Consider the following 23,943-nt stretch of genomic DNA (forward strand, 5'->3'; position numbering starts at 1 on the left):
CTCGGCGTTGGCCAGGATCGCGTCGTGCACGAACCGGGCACCACCGGTACCCACCTCGCGCTCGTAGGTGGCCGTGAAGCGCTCGTCGGCCAGATACATCTCGGCCAACGAACGCTGCATCCCGTAGGAGCACTCGTAGAACCAGCCGGTGATCAGCCCGCGGTGCCGCTCGGCCAGCTCCATCGCGCGGGTGCTCGTGGCGGACTCGCCGTCGGCGAGCGCCGCGGCGAAGTCCCGGTGCAGCTCCCGCTGCTCCGCGGCCATGCGGGACCAGTCGTCCTTGGTGTAGGAGGCCGTGCGGCGCCGCGACTCCCGGTAGGGCTCGGTGCCGCCCCAGCGCCGCTCGGCCTCCTCGGAGTGTTCGTCCGGGTCGAACCCGCCGAACAGTTCGAACTTCTCCTCCTCGGAGAGGTCGATTCCCATCGTGTTGGCCTCCAGTTCGAGTTCCACGGTGGCGAGCGTCGCCCGCAGCCGAGCTATCCGCTCGGTCAGCAGGCGGTGTTGCCGCCGCAGCTGGTCGGTGGGGTCACCGCCGTCGAGGATCTCGGCGATGTCGGTGAGGCCGAACCCGAGTTCGCGGTAGGCGAGGACGCGCCGCAGCCGTTCGAGATCCGTGTCGGAGTACTCGCGGTGCCCCGCCGCGCTGCGCCCGCTCGGCGAGAGCAAGCCGATCTCGTCGTAGTGGTGCAGCGTGCGCACCGTGACTCCGGAGAGCCGCGCCACCTCACCGACGCCGCGGCCCTTCCCCGCTGCCGAATGACCCATGTTCGTTCACCTCGCCGACCACCCTGCGCCCTCACGCGGCGTGAGGTTCAAGTACGAGTTCGCCCCGGTTTCAGCGAGCCCGACCGCGCCGCTGCCGGAAACGTCGAGCGGTGCCGGTCACCGGCTGGCCACCCGCCGGTAGCGCGCCACCGACAGCGGGACGAACACGGCGATGATCACCAGCGAGGAGCCGACGGCGTAGGGGACGGCGTGCTCGGCGGGCCAACTGCTCGGTGGCGGCATCCCCACCCGGATCGGATTGCCGAACAGCTCCCGCAGCGCGTCGGCGTTGACCGTGATCGGGTTCCACCGCGCGAACACCCGCAGCGGCGTGGGCATCGACTCGGCCGAGACGAAGACCGAGGATATGAAGGTCACCGGGAACAGCCACAGCAGTCCGGCGCTCTGCGCCACCTCCACGGTGCGCGAGATCAGCCCGATGAAAGCTCCCACCCAGGACATGGCGAACGAGAACAACAGCAGCACCAGGTACCCGGTGAGCACGTCCGTGGGGTCTCCCCGCAGCCGCCAGCCGATCAGCAGGCCGCAGAGCGACATGATCACCACGGACAGCAGGCTGACCGCTAGATCGGAGCTGGTGCGGCCCAGCAGCACCGCCACCCGCGACATCGGCAGGGCGCGGAACCGGTCGACGATGCCCTTCTGCAGATCGTTGGTCAGGCCGATCACGGTGAACGACGAGTTGAAGGCCACCGTCTGCACGAATATCCCGGCGATCAAAAACTCCCGGTAACGACCACCGCCCAGGCTGCCGCCGAACACGAAGGCGAACAGCAGCACGAACATGATCGGCTGCACGGTCCCGGACAACAGCCAATCGGGATTGCGCTTGATGTTGAGCAGGTTGCGCCAGGCCACCACGGAACTGTCCCGCAGGCTAGGTGGAACAACGGTCACTGTCGGCCTCCCCACTCCGCGCGCTCGGCGGTGGCAGCCCCTTCGGGCTCGGCGACATCGGTAGTCCCGCCGTTGCCGGACACCTCGGTGGGCTTACCGGTGAGGCTGAGGAACGCGTCGTCGAGGGTGGGGCGGTGCAGTCCCACGTCGTGCACCTCGATCCCGGAGTCGCCCAACCGACGTACCGCTTCGATCAACGACTTGGAACCGTCGTTCACGACCACCTGCAATCGGCGGCTCTGCGCGTCGACCCGCGGGGTGTCGGAACCGATCCCGGCGAGCACCTCGGCGGCGGTGTCCAGCTCGGTCGCCTCGTCGACCACCAGCTCCAGGCGTTCGCCCCCGACCAGTGACTTCAGCTCGTTCGAGGTGCCGTTGGCGATCACCCTGCCGTGGTCGATGACCGCGATGGTGTCGGCGAGCGCGTCCGCCTCCTCCAGGTACTGGGTGGTCAGCAGCACGGTGGTGCCGTCGTCGACCAGTTCGGCGATGAGCCGCCAGGTGTCCATCCGCCCGCGCGGGTCGAGCCCGGTGGTGGGCTCGTCGAGCATCACCACCGGAGGTCTGGCCACCAGCGCGCCCGCCAGGTCCAGGCGTCTGCGCATCCCGCCCGAGTACCCCTTGGCGATCCGGTCACCGGCTTCACCCAGTTGGAAACCGTCCAGCAGTTCACCTGCGCGCCTTCGCGCGTCCGGGCGGTTCATGCCGTAGAGCCTGCCGACCATGTAGAGGTTCTCGCGGCCGGTGAGGTTCTCGTCCACGGCGGCGTACTGCCCGGAGAGACCGATGGAACGCCGCACCGCGTGCGGCTCGGTGAGCACGTCGTGCCCGGCCACGGAAGCACTTCCGGCGTCGGGGCGCAGCAGGGTGGTCAGGATGCGCACGGCCGTGGTCTTGCCCGCCCCGTTCGGCCCCAGCAGCCCGAGCACCCTCCCCTCGCGGGCCGAGAACTCCACTCCGTCCAGCGCGCGGTTGGTGCCGAAGTTCTTGACCAGTGATTCGGCGCTGATCGCCGTAGCGGAGGTCATCGCGGGAACCTCCATCCGCTCGGGTGGGATACGTGGCAACTCTAAGCGGGGCGGCCGCGCCACGCGCGACCACACGCCGCCGAGAGCTCCGGAGCTCCACGGAACCGGCCGTTGAGCCGGGAAAAGTGCCGACATTCGGGTCTTACGGCCGGTCTTTCCTTGGCAGAAGTTACTACTAGGTAATATACTTGGGTTACCGATGAGTAAGGGCGTGGTACCTGGCCCGCCCGCACGATTCAGCACGAGGGAGCCACGCCATGGGCCACTACAAGAGCAATATCCGCGACCTCGAATTCAACCTATTCGAGCTGTTCGAAGTGCAGAATCGGCTGGGCAAGGGCGCGTTCGAACAGGCCGACGAGGACTCGGCCCGGGGCGTGCTCACCGAGCTGAACACCCTCGCCACCGGCCCGCTGGCCGATTCCTTCGAGGAGGGTGACCGCAACCCGGCCCAGTTCGACCCCAAGACCGCCTCGGTCACCCTGCCCGAGGGGTTCAAGAAGTCCTACCAACAGGTCATGGACGGTGAGTGGTGGCGGCTGAGCCTGCCCGACGAGCTGGGCGGCTACGGTATCCCGCCGTCGGTGCAGTGGGCGGCGGCCGAGCTGATGCTGGGCTCCAACCCCGCGATATTCATGTACATGGCCGGGCCGAGCTTCGCCACCATCCTGTGGGAGAACGGCACCGAGCAGCAGCAGCGCTGGGCCGAGCTGATGATCGATCGCGGCTGGGGCGCGACGATGGTGCTGACCGAGCCCGACGCCGGTTCCGACGTGGGCGCGGGTCGCACCAAGGCCGTCAAGCAGGAGGACGGCAGCTGGCACCTCGAAGGGGTCAAGCGCTTCATCACATCGGGCGACCAGGACATGACCGAGAACATCATGCACCTGGTGCTGGCCCGGCCAGAGGGTCCCGGCGTGGAGCCCAAGCCCGGCACCAAGGGGCTGAGCCTGTTCCTGGTGCCGAAGTACCACTTCGACGACAACACCGGTGAACCCGGCGAGCGCAACGGCGCCTACGTCACCAACGTCGAGCACAAGATGGGGCTCAACGCCTCGGCGACCTGCGAGGTCACCTTCGGGCAGCACGACGTCCCGGCCAAGGGCTGGCTGCTGGGCGAGGTGCACGACGGCATCGCGCAGATGTTCCAGGTCATCGAGTACGCCAGGATGATGGTGGGCACCAAGGCCATCGGCACCCTGTCCACCGGCTACCTCAACGCGCTGGAGTACGCCAAGGAACGGGTGCAGAGCGCAGACATGCCGCGCTCGACGGACAAGACGGCACCCCGCGTCACGATCACGCACCACCCGGACGTGCGGCGCATCCTGATGCTGCAGAAGGCCTACGCGGAAGGGCTGCGTGCCGTCTACTGCTACACCTCCGACTACCAGGACCGCATCGCGCAGGCCAAGACGTCCGGCGAGGACGTGAGCCTGTACGAGCAGATCAACGACCTGCTGCTGCCCATCGTCAAGGGTGTCGGCTCGGAGCGGGCCTACGAGATGCTCACGCTGTCGTTGCAGACCCTCGGTGGCTCGGGCTACCTGCAGGACTACCCGATCGAGCAGTACATCCGCGACGCCAAGATCGACAGCCTCTACGAGGGCACCACCGCGATCCAGGCGCAGGACTTCTTCTTCCGCAAGATCGTCAAGAACAACGGTCAGGCGATCGGCCACGTGGCCAACGAGATCCAGCAGACCCTGAACTCCGCCGAGGCCGACGAGCGGCTCAAGGAGGAGCGCGAGCTGCTCGGACAGGCGCTGGACGACGCGCAGGGCATCCTCGGAGCGCTGTTCAACTTCGCGACCTCCGCGCAGGAGGACGTCAACGAGATCTACAAGGTCGGCCAGCAGGCCGTGACCCTGCTGATGAGCATGGGCGACGTGCTGATCGGCTGGCTGCTGCTGCGCCAGGCCGAGATCGCGCTGCGCGCGCTGGACGGCGGTGCCACCGGCAGGGAGGCCGCGTTCTACAACGGCAAGGTCGCCGCGGTCCGGTTCTTCGCCAAGAACGTGCTGCCGGAGCTCTCCTCGAAGCGGAAGATCGTGGAGAACACCGACAACTCGCTGATGGAGATCGACGAAACCGCGTTCTGATCCCCGGATCGCGCTCGTGACGACTCACCCGCGCCCACCGGCACCACCGGGAAAACCCGGCGGAACCGGTGGGCGCGGTTTCGTCCGTTCGGTGTCTCTCGGCACGGCGTAAATTTCTCGCGAAATCGCCGCGCGGGACGGCGATACGGCCCCGGGCCCCGTCAATTTCTCGCGAAATCGCCGCGCCCGGGAACCGGCAGCGCACTCCTCGAACCCAAGGGCCGCTGCACACGGTTCAGGACGGGTCGACGAGGACCTTGAGTGCTTTCCGGTCGGCCATGTCGCGGTACCCGTCCGGAACACCGTCCAACCCGGTCCGCTGGTCGAACACCCGACCGGGGTCGAGCTTGCCGTAGAGCACGTCGGGCAGCAGCTCGGGGATGTAGGCGCGGGCGGGGCACACCCCGCCGGAGATGCCGACGTTGCGCATGAACATCTCGCGCACGTCCACGCCGTCGCCCTCCTGCGGGACACCGACGTAACCGACCCGACCGCCCTCGCGGGCCAGCCGCAGCGCGGTTCGCAACGAGTCGCCGGTGCCGACGCACTCCAGCACCGAGTGCGTGCCCTCGCCGCCGGTCAGCTCGCGGACGCGTTCCACCGCCTCGTCGCCGCGCTCGGGCACCACGTCGGTGGCGCCGAACTCCACGGCGAGGTTCGTCCGATCGGTGTGCCTGCCCATGACGATGATGCGCTCGGCACCGAGTCGCTTCGCCGCGAGCACCCCGCACAGCCCGACCGCACCGTCACCGACGACGGTGGCGGTGCCGCCGGGACGCACCCCGGCGGAGACGGCGGCGTGGTGTCCGGTGGGGAGCACGTCGGCCAGTGTCAGCAAGCCGGGCAGCAGCTCGCTGTCCGGCTCCACCGGCAGGCGAACCAGCGTGCCCTCCGCGTGGGGAACCCGTACCGCCTCCCCCTGCGCTCCGTCCGAACCGGGCGAGCCCCACAGGCCGCCGTTGACGCAGGAGGTCTGCAGCTGTTCCCTGCAGTAGGTGCAGTTACCGTCCGACCAGGTGAAAGGCGAAACCACCAGATCACCGGCACGCAACCCGTCGACCTCGGAGCCGGTTTCCTCGACGATCCCGACGAACTCGTGACCGATGCGACTGCCCGCGCCGTTCCGCTCCATGCCCTTGTAGGGCCAGAGATCGCTGCCGCAGATGCAGGTGAGGCTCACCCGCACGATCGCGTCGGTGGGCTCGGCCAGCACCGGGTCGGCGACGTCCTCCACTCGGACGTCGCCCGCACCGTGTATGACGGTGGCGCGCATGAAACCACTCCGTTTCGGATGAAGACCTTCCACTCCGTCACACGTATGGACTACTCGCGGGATTCCGGCGAACCGGCGCACATCCGCGAAACGTGCGGCATCACACCCGGCGCACTCCCGAAGCGTCGTCGGGCGACTACTCCTCGCCCTTCTTCTCCGCGCACTTGACGATCGGCTGCGGATCGTAAACCGTCTTCTGCCGGTCCTTCGTCACCTCACCGGTCTCGAGGTCCTTCCTGATGCGCGTGTTGCTCACCGTGAACCCCTTCTTGCCGTTGGTGGGCACGCACTCCTCGTCCGCGGGCACGGTCACCTTCTCGGGTTCGGTGACGTCGGTCTTGTCGCTGGTCTTGGACTTGACCTCGTACTGCTTGGTCCCCCAGAAGGTCACGCTCACCGACTCGGGGGTCCACGCCGTCCTGATCAGGATCCCGCTGTCGGAGACGTTCTTGAACTTGACGTCGATCACGCTGGTGCCGTCGGGACGCTGGAACACCGTCGCTTCCCGCCCCATCGGGTAGCGGCTGATGTAGTAGCTGTGCGCCTTGTGCTCCACGTCCTTCATACCGGCCAGGTAGGAGGCGTTGTAGAGCGTGGTGGCGAACTGGGAGATGCCGCCGCCCACGGCCTCGTCGGGACGCCCGTTCTTGATGATCCCGGAGGCGATGTAGCCCTGTTCCTCCTGGCGGATACCGGTGTGGCCGTTGAGGCTGAACGTCTCACCCGGTTTGACGAGCGCGCCGTCGACCTCCTGGGCGACCCGTTTGATGTTCACCCCGGAATCCTGGCTGAACCCACCAGTGGTGAAGGTGCTGACCTTCTCCTTGATACCGAGCTTCTTGGCCTGTTCGGTCGTCAGCTCCGCCGGAACGTCCTTGTAGACCGCCTCGATGGTGTCCGAACCGGACTTGGTGAGCTTCTCCCGCAGCGGCTCGAACGTCTTCTTCCAGTCGATGCCGCGTCCGGTCTCGGAGGGCTCGACGGTGGGTTCGCCGTCCTCGAACACGAAGGAGGCGCTCTCGCCCTCCTTGAGGGTGGACTTCAGCTGCGGCTTGACGACATCCCTGGCTGCGGGCACGTCGAGACGCCAGTTCAGACCACCGGAGTCGTTGGGTTCGAAACGCAGCGCCGCGGCGATGTCGGCGGGCGCCAGGGTCGCCTGGACGCCGTCGCCGTTTACGGTCACCGGCCCCGAGACCGCGGGACGGGCGACTCCCTCCAGCGCCCGGCGCACACCCGCCTCGTCGGTTCGGACGTCCTCCTTGGTGTAGGGCAGCGAGACCGGCTGGTTGCCCACCCAGTCGCGGACCACGACGTCCATCGCCCGGTCCATGTCCACGTTCCTGCCGGTGACGGGGAAGACCGGTACCGGTTCGGAGCCCTCGAACCGGATGGTTCCCTCCACCGGTTCGCGATGCAGGTCGTTGTGCACCTGCTTCAGCTGCGCCCGGAGCTTCTCCCGATCCACGTTGCTCTCCGGGGTCACCTCGCGGGTGATGAAGAAGGAGGTCAGCCTCGTGATCGGGTTCAGCGGCTGTGAACCCGCCTTGTCCAGTGTGGCGTCCCAGTCCATCGAAAGCCCGGCCGCCTTGGGATCGATGCTGCTGGTGGCTTTGCCGACCTGGAGCTGGATGGGCTCGCTGAGCGAGTCGTCGAGCTGGGAACGCAGCTCGCGCTCGGCCGCGGCTGGATCGAGCCCGCCGACGTCGACACCGGCCACCGTGGTGCCGCGCGGCACCTGCCCACTGCTGAATGCCAGGTCACCGAGGTAGAGCAGCGCCAGCACGCCGATCGTGATGCCGGCCGCGAGGCCGGCTCGAAGTAAGGACTTGTTGTCGGGAAGACCGCGCCGGAAACGCGAGCCGCCCGACTCGCCCGGAGAACCCGATTCGTCCACGTGCATTCCGAACGGGGGCTGCTGTGGATAGCCGGGCGGCGTCCCGAATCGCTGGTCCTGCCCGTACGGGGCCTGTTGGGGCTGTCCGTACGGGACCTGCTGGGGCTGCTGGTGGTCGAACCCCGCGGTCGCGTTGCCGCTGTAGTGCTCGGGCGAAGCCGGTACGTAAGCGGTGGCGGCGGCGCCGGAGTCGACCGACCGCGTGCTCTCGGTTACGGCGGGAATCGTGTCGGTGCGCTCGGTGTCCCCCTCGAGGGGGACCGCCGTCGTCTCCTCGGCGATCGGGGGGATGACGTCGGTGCGCTCGGTGTCCTCCTCCGGAGGGACACCGTTGTCGGTGCCCGTGCCCGCGGCACCGGTACTTCCGGCACCGGTACTTCCGGTACCGGTCTCCGATTCGGCGGAACCACCGGTGGTGGAGTTCCGGGCGGCGGAACCACCGGTGGTGGTGCTTCCCGTTTCGGTGTTCGCTGCCGCCGCGGCCTCCGGTCCGGCGACGTGCGGCGGCGTCATACCGGGTTTCGTGCTCCGACGGGATTCGTCGACGGCCTCGTCGTCGTCCGATCGTCCACCGGCGGCCGACTCCGACGTCCCGTCGGCGGCCGCGCCGCCGCTCGAAGCACCACTGCCGCTCAGATCACCGGTGAGAAACTGAATCCGCTCGGTCGGTTCGTCCGCTCGCCGATCCCGATCGCCCTCGGTGCGATCGGGACGTTCGTGGTCTTCCGGCACCGCGTCCCCTTCTTCTCGGTCTTGCGGCGGGGTCGGCGGCACGCTCGGGCCTGCCGACCAGCATCACCGGTACAGCCCGGCTGGGGAGGCCTCACACGGCTTCCGAACTGGTATCACGTGCGCCACAGCACACAGCGGCCACGCCGAACCGGACACGCACCTCGGTCAAAGATACAGACCGGTACCCTGCTCGGTCCGCTCGGAGGCGACGGCGTGCAGGTCCCGCTCCCGCAGCACCACGTAGATCTCGCCCTGCACCTCCACCTCGTACTGCTCCTCGGGGTTGAACAGCACCTGATCCCCGGTTTGGACACTGCGCACGTGGCTGCCCACACCGAAAACCTCACCCCAGAGCAGGCGTTTGGCCACCTGGGCGGTCGCGGGGATCACGATACCGCCGCTGCTGCGACGTTCACCGGACTCTTCGGAGACCCGCACCATGACACGGTCATGCAACATCTGGATCTCAAGCTTGGCATCGGTCACCCGGAAAGTTTACGCGTCCGGTCGAGTCCACCGAAGGCGCAGGGTTGGCCGTCGGAACGGGCCACGGAACCGCGACGAGCCGGTCACCGCTCGTCCAGCCCACCCATGACCAGCGGCAGCCGCTCGCTGCCGCCACTGTCGAGCCGAACCGGCACTCCCCAGTCCTGCCTGGTCAGTCGACAAGCCGGATGCTCCACCTCGGAGTCGTCGTCACAACTGGCCGCCTGCGCGACCACGTGCAGCACCCCGTGCTCGATCCCCTCGGCCAGCACGAGCCGCCTGCTCAGCTCCGTACCGACACCGGCGCCCTCGACCAACATGTCCGCCGGGGAGGAGCTGATCTCGAGCCGTGTGGCGGGGCCGTAGCGCTCGTCCAACTTCTGCCCGGGCGGAGGGTCGAAAACCACGGTGAGCTCGACCTCACCGGGACTGATCTCGGTCGCCGGGCGGTTGACCCGCTGGGACCCGCCCTCGATCAGCCGCGCGGTCACCCCTGGCGGCACCGGGCGTTCCAGCCGGTGCGCGGTACTCGCCGCGACCACCAGCTCACCTTCGGACGTGGTGGCGCCGGACGGCTCGGCGACACCGGTCGCCAGCGTCGAGACCTCCCCGGTGGCGGGTTCGTAACGCCGTACCGCGCCGTTGTAGGTGTCGCAGATCGCGATGGTGCCGTCGGGCAGCACCTCGACACCGAGCGGGTGCTGCAGCAGCGCGTCCGAGGCGGGGCCGTCGGAGTGGCCGAAGTCGAACAGGCCCTTGCCGACCGCGGTGTGGACCTCGAAAGCGTCTCCCGCGGGCTCCACCCAGCGCAACGCGGAGGTCTCGGCGTCGACGAACCAGAGCCGCTCCGGCTCACCCGCTCCGGCGTCGGTGGCTCCCGCTCCCGTGGCTCCCGCGACGGCGAGCCCGGAGGGCTGGGCGAAGAACGCCTCGGTCGCCGGTCCGTCGCGCAACCCCTCCACGGTGGTGCCCGCGAACCGGGTGATGCTCTCCGCCACGGGATCGAACAGCCCAAGGGTGTGGTTGCCCGCCATCGCGATGACCACACCGCCCGCCGGTTCCCACCAGGTCACGTCCCACGGGCTCGTCAGCGCCGTTCGCGACGCCGCGCCGGAGTCCGGCTCGTCGCGCCACTGCGCACCGGTTCCCGCGACCGTGACGACGGCGCCGTCGGCCAGCCGCAGCCCGCGCAGCAGGTGGTTGACCGTGTCGGCCACCACGACGTCGTAGCCGACCCGCGCCGCGACCCGCTCGGGCAGCAGCGCCATGCCGCCGGGCTCGCTGAAGGAGGCGAACTCGGCGTCCCCGTCCGCGTCGCCCCTGCGGCCGGTTCCGATGCGGCGCAGCGGGGTCTCGCCGTCCGCCGCGAACTCGACCAGCGAGTGCCGCGCCGAGTCCGCGACGAGCAACGTTCCCCCCTCCAGGCCGAGCACCTTCGTGGGGAAGCGGAGCGTGGTGTCGGGTTCCGGGGGCTCGACACGGTGTTCGGCACCACGGTGGAGGGTGCCGCGCCGCTCGTGCTCGGGCACGAGCTCACCGAGTATCCGGCGCAGTGCCTCGACGTGCCCCTCACCGGCCGCCTGGTGCACCACGTAGCCCTCGGGATCGATCAGCACCAGGGTCGGCCACGCCTTGACCGCGTAGTCGCGCCAGGTCGCCAGCTCCGGATCGTCGAGCACCGGGTGGTCCACGCCGTAGCGCTCCACGGCGGCGGCGAGCGCGTCCGGGTCCGCCTCGTGCTCGAACTTGGGCGAGTGCACGCCGATGGTGACCAGTTCCTCGGCGAACTCCCGCTCCAGCGGGCGCAGCTCGTCGATGACGTGCAGGCAGTTGACGCAGCAGAACGCCCAGAAGTCCAGCAGCACGAACTTCCCGCGCAGCTCGTCGAGTCGCGGTGTGGTTCCACCGGTGTTCAGCCAGGCGCGCCCGGAGGGTTCCGGGGCTCGGACACGGGCACGACGGTTCCGCTGCGAAGTACTCACGTCCGTGCTCAACAGCACCGCACCCGGTGATGTTCCCCTACGTGGTGCAGGCAACCCACGTGGCGCGGGCAACGAGTCGGTGTCCGGCCAGGCGTCTCACCCGGCGATCGCGCCGAACAGACGATCGACGAACAGCACCTCCGAGCCGGCCAGACCGACCGAGCAGTGCACCGTGAGCTGATCGGGACTCTCCCGACCGGGACGGGTGCCGATCAGGACATCGCCCAGCGACACCAGCCTCGCCGGATCGGTGAGGAAGTCGGGCAGATCCGCAGCCTGTCGCGGTGAGTCGCAGGTGACGATCGCCGCCCGTTCGAGCAGTTCAGGGGGCATCTCGTGCCTCGTCCGCCCCTTCGGCCCCACGGTGGTGACGTGCGTGCCGGGAGCGATGTCGGCCGAATCGACCACCGGACTCTCCGAGCGGGTGGCCAGTACGACGACCTCGGCGTCACGTACCGCCGAATCCGGGGTCGCGACCGTCTCGGTACGCAACCCGAGCCGGTCCCGCACCTCGGCCGCGAACGCCTCGCGGTTGCGCTCGTCCCTGCTGTGCACCCGGACCAGTTCGGGGGAGCGGACGGCACTGGCGGCCCAGACCTGGGTCCACGCCTGCTTGCCGGTTCCGACCACGGCGAGCGTGCTCGCTCGTTCGTTGGACATCGCTTCCACGGCGGCACCACCCAGGGCGCCGGTGCGGCGTGCGCCCAGTTCGTCCCCCACCACGATGCCGACCAGGCTGCCCGAGGCATCCCACAACGCCACCAGCTGATCCCCGGCGGGCACACCGGCACGGTAGGCGCGGAAACCGCTGATCCCGCCCGGCAGACCACCGGTGGTGTAGTAGTAGTCGAGATCTCCCAACTCGGCGCTGACCCGAGGAGGCGCGGCGAGCTCGCCACGAGCGAACCGGCGGAGGGCCTCTCGCGCGGCGTCGACGGCCGTCTCGGGACCAACGGTGACGACGTCGGAATCGGTTAGTACGCGCATGTGCCGATGTTCGCAGCGCGCCCGGCCCCGATCATCAGTCGCGTGGCTACGCATGGTCGGCACGGCAGAGCCCCGGGAAGACAACTCGTTCGCGCTCGGACAGTTCGGAGACCAATCTCCGAGCGACAGGCCGACGAATCAGCGATTGGCAGACCAACACGACCATGGGAAGGGTGCTGCCAGTGTCCAGGTTTCAACTGCGTTCCGTCGTGAGCACCGTAGCCGCGCTCGGGCTGATGGCCACGGGTTCAGCGGCGGTGGCCTCCGCGCAACCGAAGCACGACGTCGATCACGACAGCGGCCACGGCACGTTCACCGTCGTCGAGCTCGACGAGCTCAACGACAGCGGAGCCCACGGGTTCGGCCTGATCAAACTGCGAGGCCGCGAGGCATCCGTACGGCTCTACAGCTCCGGGCTGCTGGAGAACCAACCGCACGCGCAACACGTCCACATCGGCGGCGCGGGGCGGTGCCCCACCAAGGCCGACGACGCCAACGGCGACGGCATCATCAGCACCGCCGAAGGCGCCTCGGACTACGGCGGGATCGGGGTATCACTGACCACCACCGGTGACACCGGCCCGTCCAGCGGTCTCGCGGTGGACCGATTCCCGACCGCCCCCAACGGATTCGTGACCTACTCGCGGACGGTGACCGTCAGCGAGGAAACCGCCGCGAACATCCGCGACGGCAACGCGGTGCTCGTGCAGCACGGCATCGACATCAACGACAGCGGTGCCTACGACGGGGACGCTCCGAGTTCGCTGGACCCGTCCCTTCCGCTGGAGGCGACAGCACCGGCGGCCTGCGGCACGCAGGGACTGCGGCTCGGCGGTGGTCTCGACGAGCGCGGCCTCGGGCTCGGTCTCGGCCTGAGCACGCGGTAAGAGGTAATCGAGAAGTTCGAGTCACCGGGCCCCGGATCATCGGATCCGGGGCCCGGTGAACTTTCGCAGCGACAGAACCGTATCCGGTTTCCGGGAAAACGGGAACGGCGCGCACCGAACGTCGGGGGGCGTCGGTACGCGCCGGGAAACGATCCGCATCGAAACCGATTCACGCGATATCGGAATCAATTTCATTCGCGGTTTCCGCGATATCTCCGGTCGTGCTCCGGGGGACAGAGCACGACCGTTCGGTGCTTTTCGGTTCTTCGCCGACGACACCGCATCGCCGCGTTCACTTCTCACACGTACCCGGACGCGGCCACCGGGAACGAAGCACGAGGCCGGAACGATCTCGACGGACCGGAACGACCTCGACGGATCAGCCCAGGATGATCGGACTCGGCTGATCAGGCCGCCTCGGACATCCGCCGGTCCCGGGATCCGTGATCCGCCGGGATGACGTGATCCATCGGAGTCACATGATCCACCGGAGCCAGCGGGGTGAGGTCACCGGAAGTCGACATGTCGTACTCATCGCTCTCCTCGCAATTCGGAGGGGAGCGATTGACGCGTTGCGGAGTACGGTGGTCGCTTACGTAGAACACGCTTGCCGCCAAGATCGGAAGCAGTGCACCGATCATCACGATGGCAATGTTCATGGTGCCTCTCCTTAAGGCTGTCCGAAACACTGAGTGATTTTTCGATCACTCAGGGTGATCAATATGGGGCCATGGCATAGCCCTGCCGTACAGGTCGTCCTGCCATACAGGGATGCCGTTATCGGACTCGTCGCTCTCGCGACGAAGAGACACCTCGTCCGGCGCGTGGGAATCCACCCGTTGGGCGAGGACGTATGGGAGGTGCCTACCTACCGTTCACCGGCAAGTAGCACACCGGGAGTGGCGAACTCCGCGATGCTGCCAGGTCGGGGGTCCGACAGCATCGCGGAGTCACCCCGTTCATCGTGCCTGTACATCAAAGCGTTACACCTTCGACGTGGTGTGTCTCGGATCACATTTTGCGATCGGGTCACGATGTCGATCGATCGGGAACACGAAGCGGCCTCAGTACGATACGGACAGTCATACCCGGAGGGGAAAGTGTTCTTCGGACAGGATCCGAGAACACTTGATCACCGTGCCGGTCCCCGACTGACGAACGGAGACCGAACCGGTGCGAATTCCCGAGCGGGGCAACAAATGTAGCGCGGCTCACGGCACGGGGCACGGCGAAACACACCGCCCCCGCCCACCCCGCGAAACGACGATCACAGTCCATTTCGGACCAATGCCGCGCGGTGGAGCGGAACCGCCCGGGCCCGGCACGACCGGACGAGCACCGGAACCCGAGCGGAGCCCCGATCATCGTTCGACTACGGCGGTGAGTCCCTGACCACCGGCCGCGCAGATGGACACGAGTCCACGACCGGACCCGCGCTCCGCCAGCAGCTTGGCCAGGGTCGCCACGATCCGCCCACCGGTCGCCGCGAAGGGGTGCCCGGCGGCGAGCGAGGAACCGTTCACGTTCAGTCGGTCGGTGTCGATCTCGCCCAGCGGTTCGCCCCGGCCCAGTCGCTCGGCGCAGAACTCGGGATCCTGCCAGGCCCGGAGCGTGCACAGCACCTGCGAGGCGAATGCCTCGTGGATCTCGTAGAAGTCGAAATCGCCGAGCGAGCCGCCCACCCGGTCCAACAGCCTCGGCACGGCGTAGGCGGGAGCCATCAACAGTCCCTCGTCACCGCTGACGTAGTCCACCGCCTCGGAGACGAAGTCACCGATGTAGGCCAGCACCGGCAGCTGGTGTCGCCGCGCCCACTCCTCGCTGGCGAGCAGCACCGTGGCCGCGCCGTCGGAGAGCGGGGTGGAGTTGCCCGCCGTCATCGTGGCCCCCTCGCCCCGGCCGAACACGGGCTTGAGCTTGGCGAGCTTCTCCGTCGAGGAGTCCGGCCGCAGGTTCTGGTCACGCGTGAGCCCCTGAAAGGGGGTGACCAGATCGTCGAAGAAACCTCGCTCGTAGGCGGCGCCGAGCCGCTGGTGGCTGCGGGCGGCCAGCTCGTCCTGCTCCGTCCGCTCGACGCCCCACGCCTCCGCCGTCCTGGCGGCGTGCTCGCCCATCGAGAGCCCGGTGCGGGGTTCCGCGTTGCGGGGAATACCGGGTACGACGTGTCCCGGCCGCAGGCCGGTCAGCGCTCCCAGCTTGGCAGCTGTGCCCTTGGCGTGGTTGGCGCGCAGCAGCACCCTGCGCAGCTCGTCGTTGAGCTCGATCGGAGCGTCGCTGGCCGAGTCCACACCGCCCGCTATGCCGGACTCGAGCTGTCCGAGAGCGATCTTGTTGGCCACGGAGACGACCGACTCCAGGCCGGTGGCGCAGGCCATCTGCACGTCGTGCGCGGGAGTGCGCGAGTCGAGACCGGAGCCGAGCACGACCTCGCGCGCCAGGTTGAAGTCGCGGCTGTGCTTGAGTACCGCCCCCGCGACGAACTCACCGACACGCTGCCCGGACAGTCCGTAACGAGCCACCAAACCGTCGAGGGCGGCGGTGAGCATGTCCTGATTGGACGCACGCGCGTAGGGACCACCCGAACGTGCGAACGGGATTCGGTTACCTCCGACGATGGCGACCCGGCGAGTTGTGGACATGGCCGATTCCTCCGCACAGCTGGTCAACGAACACCCGGAACGGTGCCGGGCATGACTGGAAACTTAACCTACCGACGGGTAGCTTATGCGTCGAGTGCCGGTCACGCATGGAGGAGTTGCTCGTAATGGCGGATCCGTACAGCAAGCTGGTCACATCCCGGTACGGGCGGCAGTTGGCCAACCGTCTCGGGCTGCCCACCCCCACCCCGCTGCGCAGGTACCGACCGGGCGACCCGCTCGTCTCCGGCCCCGTACTGCTCGGGGAGACCGAAGGGGGCAGGCTCGGCGAAGCCGTGTCCGAGACCCTGCGGAAGGCGAACGCCGAGACGCACCGGACTCGGGACGACGACGCCGAGTACGCGGCGCTGGTCTTCGACGCCACCGGGATAGCGGGCAGCACGGAACTCGGGGAACTGCACGAGTTCTTCGGCGCCACGATCCGGCGAGTGGGCAAGTGCGGCAGGCTGATCGTGCTGGGCACCCCGCCGGAGGAGATCGACGACCCAGCGGAGCGAACCGCGCAGCGCGCGCTGGAAGGATTCGTGCGCACCGCGGGCAAGGAACTCAAACGCGGCGCCACCGCCCAGCTGGTCCACGTCTCCCGGGGCGGCGAGCGGGCGATCGACTCCACGCTGCGCTTCCTGCTCTCGTCGAGATCGGCGTTCGTCTCCGGCCAGGTGATCCGCGTCGGAGCCGCCGAGGCACCCACCGTCGACGAAGCGCGACCGCTGCGCGACAAGGTCGCGCTGGTCACCGGCGCGTCACGAGGCATCGGCGCCGCCATCGCCGAGACCCTGGCCAGGGACGGGGCCCACGTGGTGTGCCTGGACGTCCCCGCGCAAGGGGAGGACCTGGCCGAGGTGGCCAACCGGATCGGCGGTTCGACGCTCCAACTCGACATCACCGCCGAGGACGCGCCCCGGCAGCTGATCGAACACGTCGGACAACGACACGACGGGCTCGACATCGTGGTGCACAACGCGGGCATCACGCGGGACAAGACCATCGGCCGGATGAGCCGGGACCAGTGGGAAGCGGTGCTGCGGGTCAACCTCGCCGCCCAGGAACGGATCAACACCGCGCTGCTGGCCGACTCCTCCCCGCTCCGCAGCGGCGGCAGGCTGGTCGGGATCGCCTCCATCAGCGGTATCGCGGGCAACGTGGGGCAGGCGAACTACGCGACCTCCAAGGCCGGGGTGATCGGCCACGTGCAGGGCCTCGCTCCGCGCGCCGCGGAACGCGGCGTGACGATCAACGCCGTGGCCCCCGGATTCATCGAGACCGCGATGACGGCGGCCGTACCGCTGTTCGTGCGCGAGGCGGGCCGCAGGATGAACAGCCTCTCGCAGGGCGGGCTGCCGGTCGACGTCGCCGAGACCATCGCCTACTACGCGGATCCGGGGTCGGCCGGGGTCAACGGCAATGTGATCCGCGTATGCGGGCAGAGCCTGCTGGGGGCTTGAGGGGTTCGGCGGCTCGGTTATCGCGGGGGCTCGGGAGGCGGAACCTCTCGCGGGCTCTCGCTCCGGGGAGGCCCGACATCGAGTAGGTAGATCACGACAAGTCGCGGCGGATTACCGCAGGAAGGTGAGACGAGGATGCCGACCGAGGAACTGAGCGAGTCGCCGAACCTGGGCGCGCTCTATCTGAAGGCCGCGGGAACCACACCGCTGCGGCGGGCCGGGCGGGACGCAGAGCTCCCGGACACCGAGTACGTCCGCTCCGGGATCACGATCGACCGCGAGCACCTGGCGGACTACAACCGGCTGTGCGGGTTCGGCACCCGCGACGAGCTGCCGCTCACCTATCCGCACATCACCTCGTTCCCGCTGGCCGTGCGGCTGATGACCGACCGGGACTTCCCGTACCCACTGGTCGGCCTGGTGCACGTGGCGAACCGCATCACGCGGTACGAGCCGGTGTCGGTGACCGACTCGATGACCCAGCGGGTGCGGCTGGCGAACCCGCGCCGCCACCCGAAGGGGCAGCGGTTCGACGTGATCACCGAGACCAGCGTCGACGACCGGCTCGTCTGGAGCGAGACGAGCACGTACCTGCGACGGGGCGCCTCGGACGACTCCGTCCCCAGGCCGGAGGGAGTTCCGGAGGTGACCGCCGAGGCCCCCACCGCGGTCTGGCGGCTGCCCGCGAACCTCGGCAGGCGCTACGCGGCCGTGTCCGGCGACCGCAATCCGATCCACCTGCACCCGCTCACCGCCAAGGCGTTCGGCTTCCCCCGGGCGATCGCGCACGGCATGTGGTCCAAGGCCCGCTGCCTCGCCGCCTTCGAGGGCAGACTGCCCGATGCCTGCACGGTCGAGGTGGAGTTCGCCAAGCCGGTGCTGCTGCCCTCCAAGGTGGACTTCACCGAACAACCCCGCACCGAACAACCCGGCGAGTCGGACGCGGCGAAGCTCTTCGCGCTGCGCTCCGCCTCGGGCAAGCCGCACCTGAAGGGTCACCTGCGCGGCCTGCCCGAGTGATCCAGCCCGGGAAACCCTGTCATCGAGCCGGTCGATGACCGCAGTTCACACCACGTCAAGCCCGTGGTCGGGAATGCGTCGAGGGTGAGCCGAGGTCTCATGCGCGATCACTGTTCAGCGGAACCGGGTGACGCGCTTGTGCTGCCGGAAAAGCACGAAGAAACCGGGTAGACACGCCACCCACGTCAATGGTCCGAAGAACAACGTGAGGATGCTGGAAGGGCCGGTGGGCCCTCCGTCGAGGAAGAGCGGTGCGAGCAGTCCGATCAGAGTACCGAAAACATCGGTCGCCGTGACAAAGAGTAATAGATAAAGCGCGAGGCGTTTATTGCGCCACGCCCGCCGAACATCGATGTGATAGCCGGGCGGAACGTGCATCCTGTCACGTGTTACGACTTCTCCGTTTCCGATCAACGTGTGTCTGGCGGCCAGCATGGCACCGAACATCACGAATCCTCCCAGTGCGAGAAAGAACGCCGCGAGAATGAGCATCCACGCTGTCGAATCGCCCTCCGCCAGGAATATCAGCCCGCCAAACCCCAACAGCAGCACAACGGCGATCGAAAGCAGGACGTAGCAAACGCCCATGACCAGGTAGAGAGCGACAAGCCTCCCGAACTCAGCGGGATGAATCAGCTGGTATTCGGACTCCCGAACCAGCCCCGCGGGATGGTCACCGGACATGCCACTCACTGGAGTCTCCATCTCTCACACTGGCGTCGGAAATTTTCCCTTGTTGTGCTGTCGTATCGAATCAACCCGTTCGGGCGGCCATCTGAGAGCTGGAACACGTGACCTCGCATCGCGATCGTTACCCACTGCTTCACGGAACTCGCCCCACATGTTCACGACCGGATCAGCGAGACATTGACCGCCTCGAAAACCGAGGTTCGTACGATGCCGGATCGGTCAATCGGTGCTCCTCTCGTGAAGTCGATCGACATGCAAACTAGCAATGCTCCTGTGGCTCTGTGGCCGTTTTCACCGAATCGCCGATACGAGGACGAGGCTTCCCGTCCGAGGCGAACGGTGCGGCCCTGCGGGCCCACCCGCTCGTGAAGGAGTGATCCAGCTCCCACGTGGCACCCGGCCGCCCGTGAGGGAACTCGCAGGTCAGTTACGCTTTGCTCGTAACGCCGACCATCCGCGCCCGCGGTAGCGGGACGGATCCGCACAGTTTCCGGAGCGACGCCCGTGGCCCGAGTCGTTGTCGACGTAATGCCGAAGCAGGAGATCCTCGATCCGCAGGGACAGGCGGTTGCCAACGCGCTGCCCCGGCAGGGATTCGAGGGGATCTCGGAAGTCCGTCAGGGGAAGCGGTTCGAGCTGGAGGTCGACGACGGTGTCGACGACGACACGCTCGCCCGAATCGCGGAGAACTTCCTGGCCAACCCCGTGATCGAGGACTGGGCCGTGCGCCGGGTGGAATCGTGAGCGCCGCCGGGGCCAGGATCGGGGTCATCACCTTCCCGGGCTCGCTGGACGACGGCGACGCCCGCCGCGCGGTGCGCCGGGCGGGTGCCTCGGACGTGGGGCTGTGGCACGGTGACGCCGACCTGCACGGAGTGGACGCCGTGATCGTCCCCGGCGGGTTCAGTTACGGCGACTACCTGCGTTGCGGCGCCATCGCCAAGTTCGCGCCGGTCATGACCGAGGTGGTGCGCGCGGCCGGGCAGGGCATGCCGGTGCTCGGGGTGTGCAACGGGTTCCAGGTGTTGTGCGAGGCCGGGCTGCTGCCCGGCGTGCTGACCCGCAACTCGGGGCTGCACTACGTCTGCCGCGACCAGTGGCTGCGCGTGGACAACAACACCAGCACCTGGACCACCCGCTACGAACCCGGTGCCGAGCTGCTGATCCCGATCAAGCACGGCGAGGGCCGCTACGTGGCCGAGGACCCGGTGCTGGACCGCCTGGAGGGCGACGGCCGGGTGCTGTTCCGCTACGTGGACGGCAACCCGAACGGCTCGCGACGCGACATCGCCGGAATCACCGACGAACGCGGCAGGGTGGCCGGGCTGATGCCCCACCCCGAGCACGCGGTCGATCCACTCACGGGGCCCACCGACGACGGCCTCGGCATGTTCCTGTCCGCCCTCGACACCCTGGTGGCAGCATGACCGACCCCACCCGCGAAGCCGCGACGCAGGACCCGGCCACGCCGAACGGCGCCGAACCGGTGGACAGCGTCGAGCACGCCGCGCGGACCCCCGAACTCGACCAGCCGTACCGCGAGCTCGGCCTCGCCGACGACGAGTACGAGCGCATCCGCGAGATCCTCGGGAGGCGTCCCACCGAGGCCGAGCTGGCGATGTACTCGGTGATGTGGAGCGAGCACTGCTCCTACAAGTCCTCCAAGACGCACCTGAAGTACTTCGGCGAGACCACCACCGACGAGATGCGCGCCAAGATGCTGGCGGGCATCGGTGAGAACGCGGGAGTCGTCGACATCGGCGACGGCTGGGCGGTCACCTTCAAGGTGGAAAGCCACAACCACCCCTCGTATGTGGAGCCCTACCAGGGCGCGGCCACCGGTGTCGGGGGCATCGTGCGCGACATCATGGCGATGGGCGCGCGTCCCGTGGCGGTGGCCGACCCGCTGCGGTTCGGTCCGGCCGACGCCGCCGACACCCGCCGCGTACTGCCCGGTGTGGTGGAGGGAGTCGGTGGCTACGGCAACTGCCTCGGGCTGCCCAACATCGGCGGCGAGGTGGTCTTCGACGAGTCCTACGCACGGAATCCGCTGGTCAACGCGATGTGCGTCGGTGTGCTCAAGTCCGACGAGCTGCAGCTGGCACACGCCACCGGGACGGGCAACAAGGTGATCCTGTTCGGTGCCCGAACCGGGCTGGACGGCATCGGCGGTGTCTCGGTGCTGGCCTCGGAGACCTTCAGCGGTGACGAGACCGGCAGCGGCCGCAAGAAGCTGCCCAGTGTGCAGGTGGGCGATCCCTTCACCGAGAAGGTGCTCATCGAGTGCTGCCTGGAGCTCTACGGCTCGGACCTGGTCGTGGGGGTCCAGGATCTCGGCGGTGCCGGGCTCTCCTGCGCCACCTCCGAGCTGGCGGCGGCCGGTGACGGCGGCATGCGGATCGATCTGGACACGGTGCCGCTGCGGGCCGAGGGGATGAACCCGGCCGAGATCCTGTCCAGCGAGTCGCAGGAGCGGATGTGCGCGATCGTCCGCCCCGAGGACGTGGACTCCTTCATGGCGGTCTGCCGCAAGTGGGACGTGACGGCGACGGTCATCGGCGAGGTGACCGACGAGGAGCACCTGCGGATCGACTGGCGGGGCGAGTGCGTGGTCGACGTCCCGCCCCGGACCGTGGCCGACGAGGGACCGGTCTATCAGCGCCCGGTGCGGCGCCCCGCGGAACAGGACCTGATCGCCGCGGACGACGCGAACACCCTGTCGCGCCCGGCCACGGCGGCCGAGCTGCGCGAGACCGTGCTGCGGATGGCGGCCTCGCCCAACCTGTGCTCCCGGGAGTGGGTGACCGGCCAGTACGACCACTACGTGCGAGGCAACACCGTGCTGGCGCAGCCCTCCGACGGGGGCGTGCTGCGGGTGGACGAGGAGACCGACCGCGGCATCGCCGTGGCAACCGACTGCAACGCCCGCTACACCAGGCTCGATCCCTACGAGGGTGCGCGTCTGGCGCTGGCAGAGGCATACCGCAACGTCGCGGTCACGGGCTCCAAGCCGGTGGCGGTCACCAACTGCCTCAACTTCGGGTCTGCCGAGGACCCCGGCGTGATGTGGCAGTTCCAGCAGTCCGTGCGGGGGCTCGCCGACGCGGCCGCCGAACTCGGCATCCCGGTCACCGGCGGCAACGTGAGCTTCTACAACCAGACCGGTGGCGACCCGATCCTGCCGACACCGGTCGCCGGGGTGCTCGGGGTCATCGACGACGTGACCGCCCGGATCCCCACCGGTATCGGAGCGGCGCCGGGCGAGTCGCTGCTGCTGTTGGGAGACACCCGCGAGGAGTTCGGCGGTTCCGAGTGGAGCCGGGTGGTGCACGGCCACCTCGGCGGCACCCCGCCGCGAGTGGATCTGGCACGGGAACGGCTGCTCGCCGACGTGCTGGGGATCGGTTCGCGGGACGGACTGATCTCGGCCGCGCACGATCTCTCCGAGGGCGGACTGGCCCAGGCGCTGGTGGAGATGTCGCTGATCGGTGAGACCGGGGCGCGGATCGTGCTGCCGGAGGAGGCGGACCCGTTCGTTTGGCTGTTCGCCGAGTCGGCGGGTCGGGTCGCGGTGTCGGTGCCGCGCGGTGCGGAACTGAAGTTCACCGAGCTCTGCTCGGCGCGTGGTCTGCCGTGCTCGAAGATCGGCGTGGTGGACGACGAGTCGCGGGCGCTGGAGATCCAGGGCGTCGGCGACATCCCGCTGTCGGAACTGCGGGAGGCGTGGGAAGGCACGCTTCCCCGACTGTTCGGCTGATCGTTTCCGGGTGAGTGCCGTCGACACCGACGCCTGTCGGCGGCACCCACCTCCCGGAACTCGTAGCGGGAGTCGTTCCCGTGGTCGGGTTTCGGTACGTGAGTCGGCGTCGCACGGTGACGCGCTCGGTCCTGGTGGTTGCCCTCAAGCGACGAGCGGTGCCGTCCCGCGAGAAATCCGGCTCACCCGCGAGCCAGCCGCTCGAGCTGGTCGTAGGAACCGTTGAACAGGTTCTTGTCCAACGGGGACGAGGTGTACTGCCAGAAGGTGTGGAACCCCCAGCCGTGTGGCAGCGGGCCGATGTAGTCGTTGTAGCGCGCGACCCACAGGGGATTGGTGTCGCCGAAGTCCGAGGCCACGCACTTGTTCCACCAGCTGGTGCTGGTGTAGATGGTGGGATATCTGCCGGTCAGTTTCCGATAGGTGTCGCTGAAGTCCCGGATCCAGTCGGTCATGGCCGCCTTGCTCTTGCCGTAGCAGGTGGGGCCGTACGGGTTGTACTCGATGTCCAACGCGCCGGGCAGGGTTTTGCCGTCGGCGGACCAGCCACCGCCGTTGGCGACGAAGTAGCGCGCCTGGGCGGCTCCACCGGAACGGTCGGGCAGTGCGAAGTGGTAGGCACCCCGGATCATTCCGACCTTGTACGAGCCGGTGTACTGGTGATTGAAGTCCGGACTGGTGTAGCCGGTCCCCTCGGTGGCCTTGACGTAGGCGAACCGCATTCCCTTGTTCCACCAGTGTCGCCAGTTGACCCAGTTCTGGTGTCCACTCACGTCCATCCCCTTGACCGAGGGATTGCGTGCCGTGGCGGGATCGGCGGACGGATCACCGCCCTCGTGTTCGCGGATCTGCGAGCCCATGTCGTGGCCCGCCCGCTGCTGTGCCGGCGACGAGTCGTTCACGGCCTGTGCGGAGGTGCCCAGCAGCATTACCGTGCCGAACAACGCTGATAAGGCAACGGTCAGCGCTCGGGCGCGACCGCGTCCCCTCGAACGGTGCATGATTGTCCCCTCGTGCTCGTCCAGCGGCCCGGGGGCGTGGCGTCGGTCCCCACGGGTAACCGCCGTTGTGGAATTCCGGTCGTGCGTGAAAGACTGCGATCGTTCCACCGCACCACTAGATATCGTGTTACCTTTTCACCACAATGAGGCAAATCGGACAACGCGCGTTTCGCGAAACTCGACCCGTTCGAGTGACATGATCAGCCGATTCGATCTTTGTCAGCACTTCCCGCCAATTCACAGCGGCTAGCTACCCTGGTCGGCAACAGGTTCCGCGTTCGACCGACGGGTGGCATCGGCCGTATGCTCCCCACGT

Annotated in this window: 19 protein-coding genes; 7 read left to right on the forward strand and 12 right to left on the reverse strand. The window is 68.2% G+C overall.

The annotated features are described in order from the left end of the window. From BM150_RS22565 to BM150_RS22575, 3 genes are all read right to left on the reverse strand, one after another. Window positions 1–765: MerR family transcriptional regulator (locus BM150_RS22565; protein ID WP_092929956.1), on the reverse strand; the 765-nt coding region annotated here is incomplete at its 3' end. 117 nt (window positions 766–882) lie between these two features. Continuing rightward, complete coding sequence (locus BM150_RS22570; RefSeq protein ID WP_092929870.1) at window positions 883–1,683, reverse strand: ABC transporter permease; 801 nt, start codon at window positions 1,681–1,683, stop codon at window positions 883–885. Next, the gene (locus BM150_RS22575) at window positions 1,680–2,711 is read right to left on the reverse strand and encodes an ATP-binding cassette domain-containing protein (RefSeq protein ID WP_092929958.1); all 1,032 of its coding nucleotides are present in this window, start codon (window positions 2,709–2,711) and stop codon (window positions 1,680–1,682) included. The genes BM150_RS22570 and BM150_RS22575 overlap by 4 nt, the downstream gene beginning before the upstream one ends. Window positions 2,712–2,968: 257 nt before the next feature. Between BM150_RS22575 and BM150_RS22580 the strand changes: the two genes are divergently transcribed. After that, the gene (locus BM150_RS22580; protein ID WP_092929872.1) at window positions 2,969–4,813 is read left to right on the forward strand and encodes an acyl-CoA dehydrogenase; all 1,845 of its coding nucleotides are present in this window, start codon (window positions 2,969–2,971) and stop codon (window positions 4,811–4,813) included. Window positions 4,814–5,048: 235 nt separating this feature from the next. Here the strand turns inward: BM150_RS22580 and BM150_RS22585 are convergent, their stop codons facing one another. The 5 genes from BM150_RS22585 to BM150_RS22605 all read right to left on the reverse strand — a co-directional run bounded on the left by BM150_RS22585 (window position 5,049) and on the right by BM150_RS22605 (window position 12,170). After that, the gene (locus BM150_RS22585) at window positions 5,049–6,086 is read right to left on the reverse strand and encodes a zinc-dependent alcohol dehydrogenase family protein (protein ID WP_092929874.1); all 1,038 of its coding nucleotides are present in this window, start codon (window positions 6,084–6,086) and stop codon (window positions 5,049–5,051) included. Window positions 6,087–6,222: 136 nt separating this feature from the next. Then, window positions 6,223–8,715 carry a VanW family protein gene (locus BM150_RS22590; protein ID WP_092929876.1) on the reverse strand — a complete coding sequence of 831 codons (2,493 nt, stop codon included), beginning with the start codon at window positions 8,713–8,715 and terminating at the stop codon, window positions 6,223–6,225. 165 nt (window positions 8,716–8,880) lie between these two features. Then, window positions 8,881–9,201 carry a GroES family chaperonin gene (locus BM150_RS22595; protein WP_092632434.1) on the reverse strand — a complete coding sequence of 107 codons (321 nt, stop codon included), beginning with the start codon at window positions 9,199–9,201 and terminating at the stop codon, window positions 8,881–8,883. 83 nt (window positions 9,202–9,284) lie between these two features. Beyond that, the gene (locus BM150_RS22600; RefSeq protein ID WP_092929960.1) at window positions 9,285–11,183 is read right to left on the reverse strand and encodes an NHL domain-containing thioredoxin family protein; all 1,899 of its coding nucleotides are present in this window, start codon (window positions 11,181–11,183) and stop codon (window positions 9,285–9,287) included. 96 nt (window positions 11,184–11,279) lie between these two features. Further along, window positions 11,280–12,170, reverse strand: coding sequence for an ornithine cyclodeaminase family protein (locus tag BM150_RS22605; protein WP_175496986.1), 891 nt, complete (start codon window positions 12,168–12,170; stop codon window positions 11,280–11,282). Window positions 12,171–12,352: 182 nt separating this feature from the next. Here BM150_RS22605 and BM150_RS22610 point away from each other — a divergent pair, with 182 nt between their 5' ends. Continuing rightward, a complete protein-coding gene (locus BM150_RS22610; protein ID WP_175496987.1) occupies window positions 12,353–13,057 on the forward strand; it encodes a hypothetical protein in 705 nt (234 codons plus the stop codon). Between the two features lie 407 nt (window positions 13,058–13,464). Here the strand turns inward: BM150_RS22610 and BM150_RS22615 are convergent, their stop codons facing one another. Both BM150_RS22615 and BM150_RS22620 read right to left on the reverse strand, forming a co-directional pair. Beyond that, entirely contained in the window at window positions 13,465–13,716 is a 252-nt protein-coding gene (locus BM150_RS22615; protein ID WP_092929880.1) for a hypothetical protein, read from the reverse strand. 702 nt (window positions 13,717–14,418) lie between these two features. Then, entirely contained in the window at window positions 14,419–15,696 is a 1,278-nt protein-coding gene (locus BM150_RS22620; RefSeq protein WP_092929882.1) for an acetyl-CoA C-acetyltransferase, read from the reverse strand. Window positions 15,697–15,821: 125 nt separating this feature from the next. Here BM150_RS22620 and BM150_RS22625 point away from each other — a divergent pair, with 125 nt between their 5' ends. Continuing rightward, complete coding sequence (locus tag BM150_RS22625; RefSeq protein ID WP_092929962.1) at window positions 15,822–17,159, forward strand: 3-oxoacyl-ACP reductase; 1,338 nt, start codon at window positions 15,822–15,824, stop codon at window positions 17,157–17,159. A gap of 135 nt (window positions 17,160–17,294) precedes the next feature. Beyond that, window positions 17,295–18,179, forward strand: a complete 885-nt coding sequence (locus BM150_RS22630) for a MaoC family dehydratase (RefSeq protein WP_092929884.1) — start codon at window positions 17,295–17,297, stop codon at window positions 18,177–18,179. Window positions 18,180–18,293: 114 nt separating this feature from the next. Here the strand turns inward: BM150_RS22630 and BM150_RS22635 are convergent, their stop codons facing one another. Next, window positions 18,294–18,872, reverse strand: coding sequence for a hypothetical protein (locus BM150_RS22635; protein WP_139219629.1), 579 nt, complete (start codon window positions 18,870–18,872; stop codon window positions 18,294–18,296). Between the two features lie 501 nt (window positions 18,873–19,373). On the opposite strand from BM150_RS22635, the gene purS reads away from it, so the two are divergent. The 3 genes from purS to purL are packed head-to-tail and all read left to right on the forward strand — an operon-like array spanning window position 19,374 to window position 22,626. Continuing rightward, a complete protein-coding gene (purS, locus tag BM150_RS22640) occupies window positions 19,374–19,613 on the forward strand; it encodes a phosphoribosylformylglycinamidine synthase subunit PurS (protein ID WP_092929888.1) in 240 nt (79 codons plus the stop codon). After that, window positions 19,610–20,296, forward strand: coding sequence for a phosphoribosylformylglycinamidine synthase subunit PurQ (purQ, locus tag BM150_RS22645; RefSeq protein WP_092929890.1), 687 nt, complete (start codon window positions 19,610–19,612; stop codon window positions 20,294–20,296). The genes purS and purQ overlap by 4 nt, the downstream gene beginning before the upstream one ends. Further along, a complete protein-coding gene (gene purL, locus BM150_RS22650) occupies window positions 20,293–22,626 on the forward strand; it encodes a phosphoribosylformylglycinamidine synthase subunit PurL (RefSeq protein WP_092929892.1) in 2,334 nt (777 codons plus the stop codon). The genes purQ and purL overlap by 4 nt, the downstream gene beginning before the upstream one ends. 182 nt (window positions 22,627–22,808) lie before the next feature. On the opposite strand, the gene BM150_RS22655 is transcribed toward purL, so the two are convergent. Then, entirely contained in the window at window positions 22,809–23,627 is an 819-nt protein-coding gene (locus tag BM150_RS22655; protein WP_092929894.1) for a lysozyme, read from the reverse strand. Window positions 23,628–23,943: the final 316 nt, after the last annotated feature.

This window comes from Actinopolyspora alba (genome assembly GCF_900112765.1).
GTDB lineage: Bacteria > Actinomycetota > Actinomycetes > Mycobacteriales > Pseudonocardiaceae > Actinopolyspora > Actinopolyspora alba.

What these genes read in the sequence shown, in the direction of transcription:
- BM150_RS22585 (WP_092929874.1), bottom strand. Translation starts at nt 6,086, where the DNA reads ATGCGCGCCACCGTCATACACGGTGCGGGCGACGTCCGAGTGGAGGAC.
- BM150_RS22580 (WP_092929872.1), top strand. Translation starts at nt 2,969, where the DNA reads ATGGGCCACTACAAGAGCAATATCCGCGACCTCGAATTCAACCTATTC.
- BM150_RS22605 (WP_175496986.1), bottom strand. Translation starts at nt 12,170, where the DNA reads ATGCGCGTACTAACCGATTCCGACGTCGTCACCGTTGGTCCCGAGACG.
- BM150_RS22615 (WP_092929880.1), bottom strand. Translation starts at nt 13,716, where the DNA reads ATGAACATTGCCATCGTGATGATCGGTGCACTGCTTCCGATCTTGGCG.
- BM150_RS22655 (WP_092929894.1), bottom strand. Translation starts at nt 23,627, where the DNA reads ATGCACCGTTCGAGGGGACGCGGTCGCGCCCGAGCGCTGACCGTTGCC.
- BM150_RS22575 (WP_092929958.1), bottom strand. Translation starts at nt 2,711, where the DNA reads ATGACCTCCGCTACGGCGATCAGCGCCGAATCACTGGTCAAGAACTTC.
- BM150_RS22620 (WP_092929882.1), bottom strand. Translation starts at nt 15,696, where the DNA reads ATGTCCACAACTCGCCGGGTCGCCATCGTCGGAGGTAACCGAATCCCG.
- BM150_RS22625 (WP_092929962.1), top strand. Translation starts at nt 15,822, where the DNA reads ATGGCGGATCCGTACAGCAAGCTGGTCACATCCCGGTACGGGCGGCAG.
- BM150_RS22630 (WP_092929884.1), top strand. Translation starts at nt 17,295, where the DNA reads ATGCCGACCGAGGAACTGAGCGAGTCGCCGAACCTGGGCGCGCTCTAT.
- purL (WP_092929892.1), top strand. Translation starts at nt 20,293, where the DNA reads ATGACCGACCCCACCCGCGAAGCCGCGACGCAGGACCCGGCCACGCCG.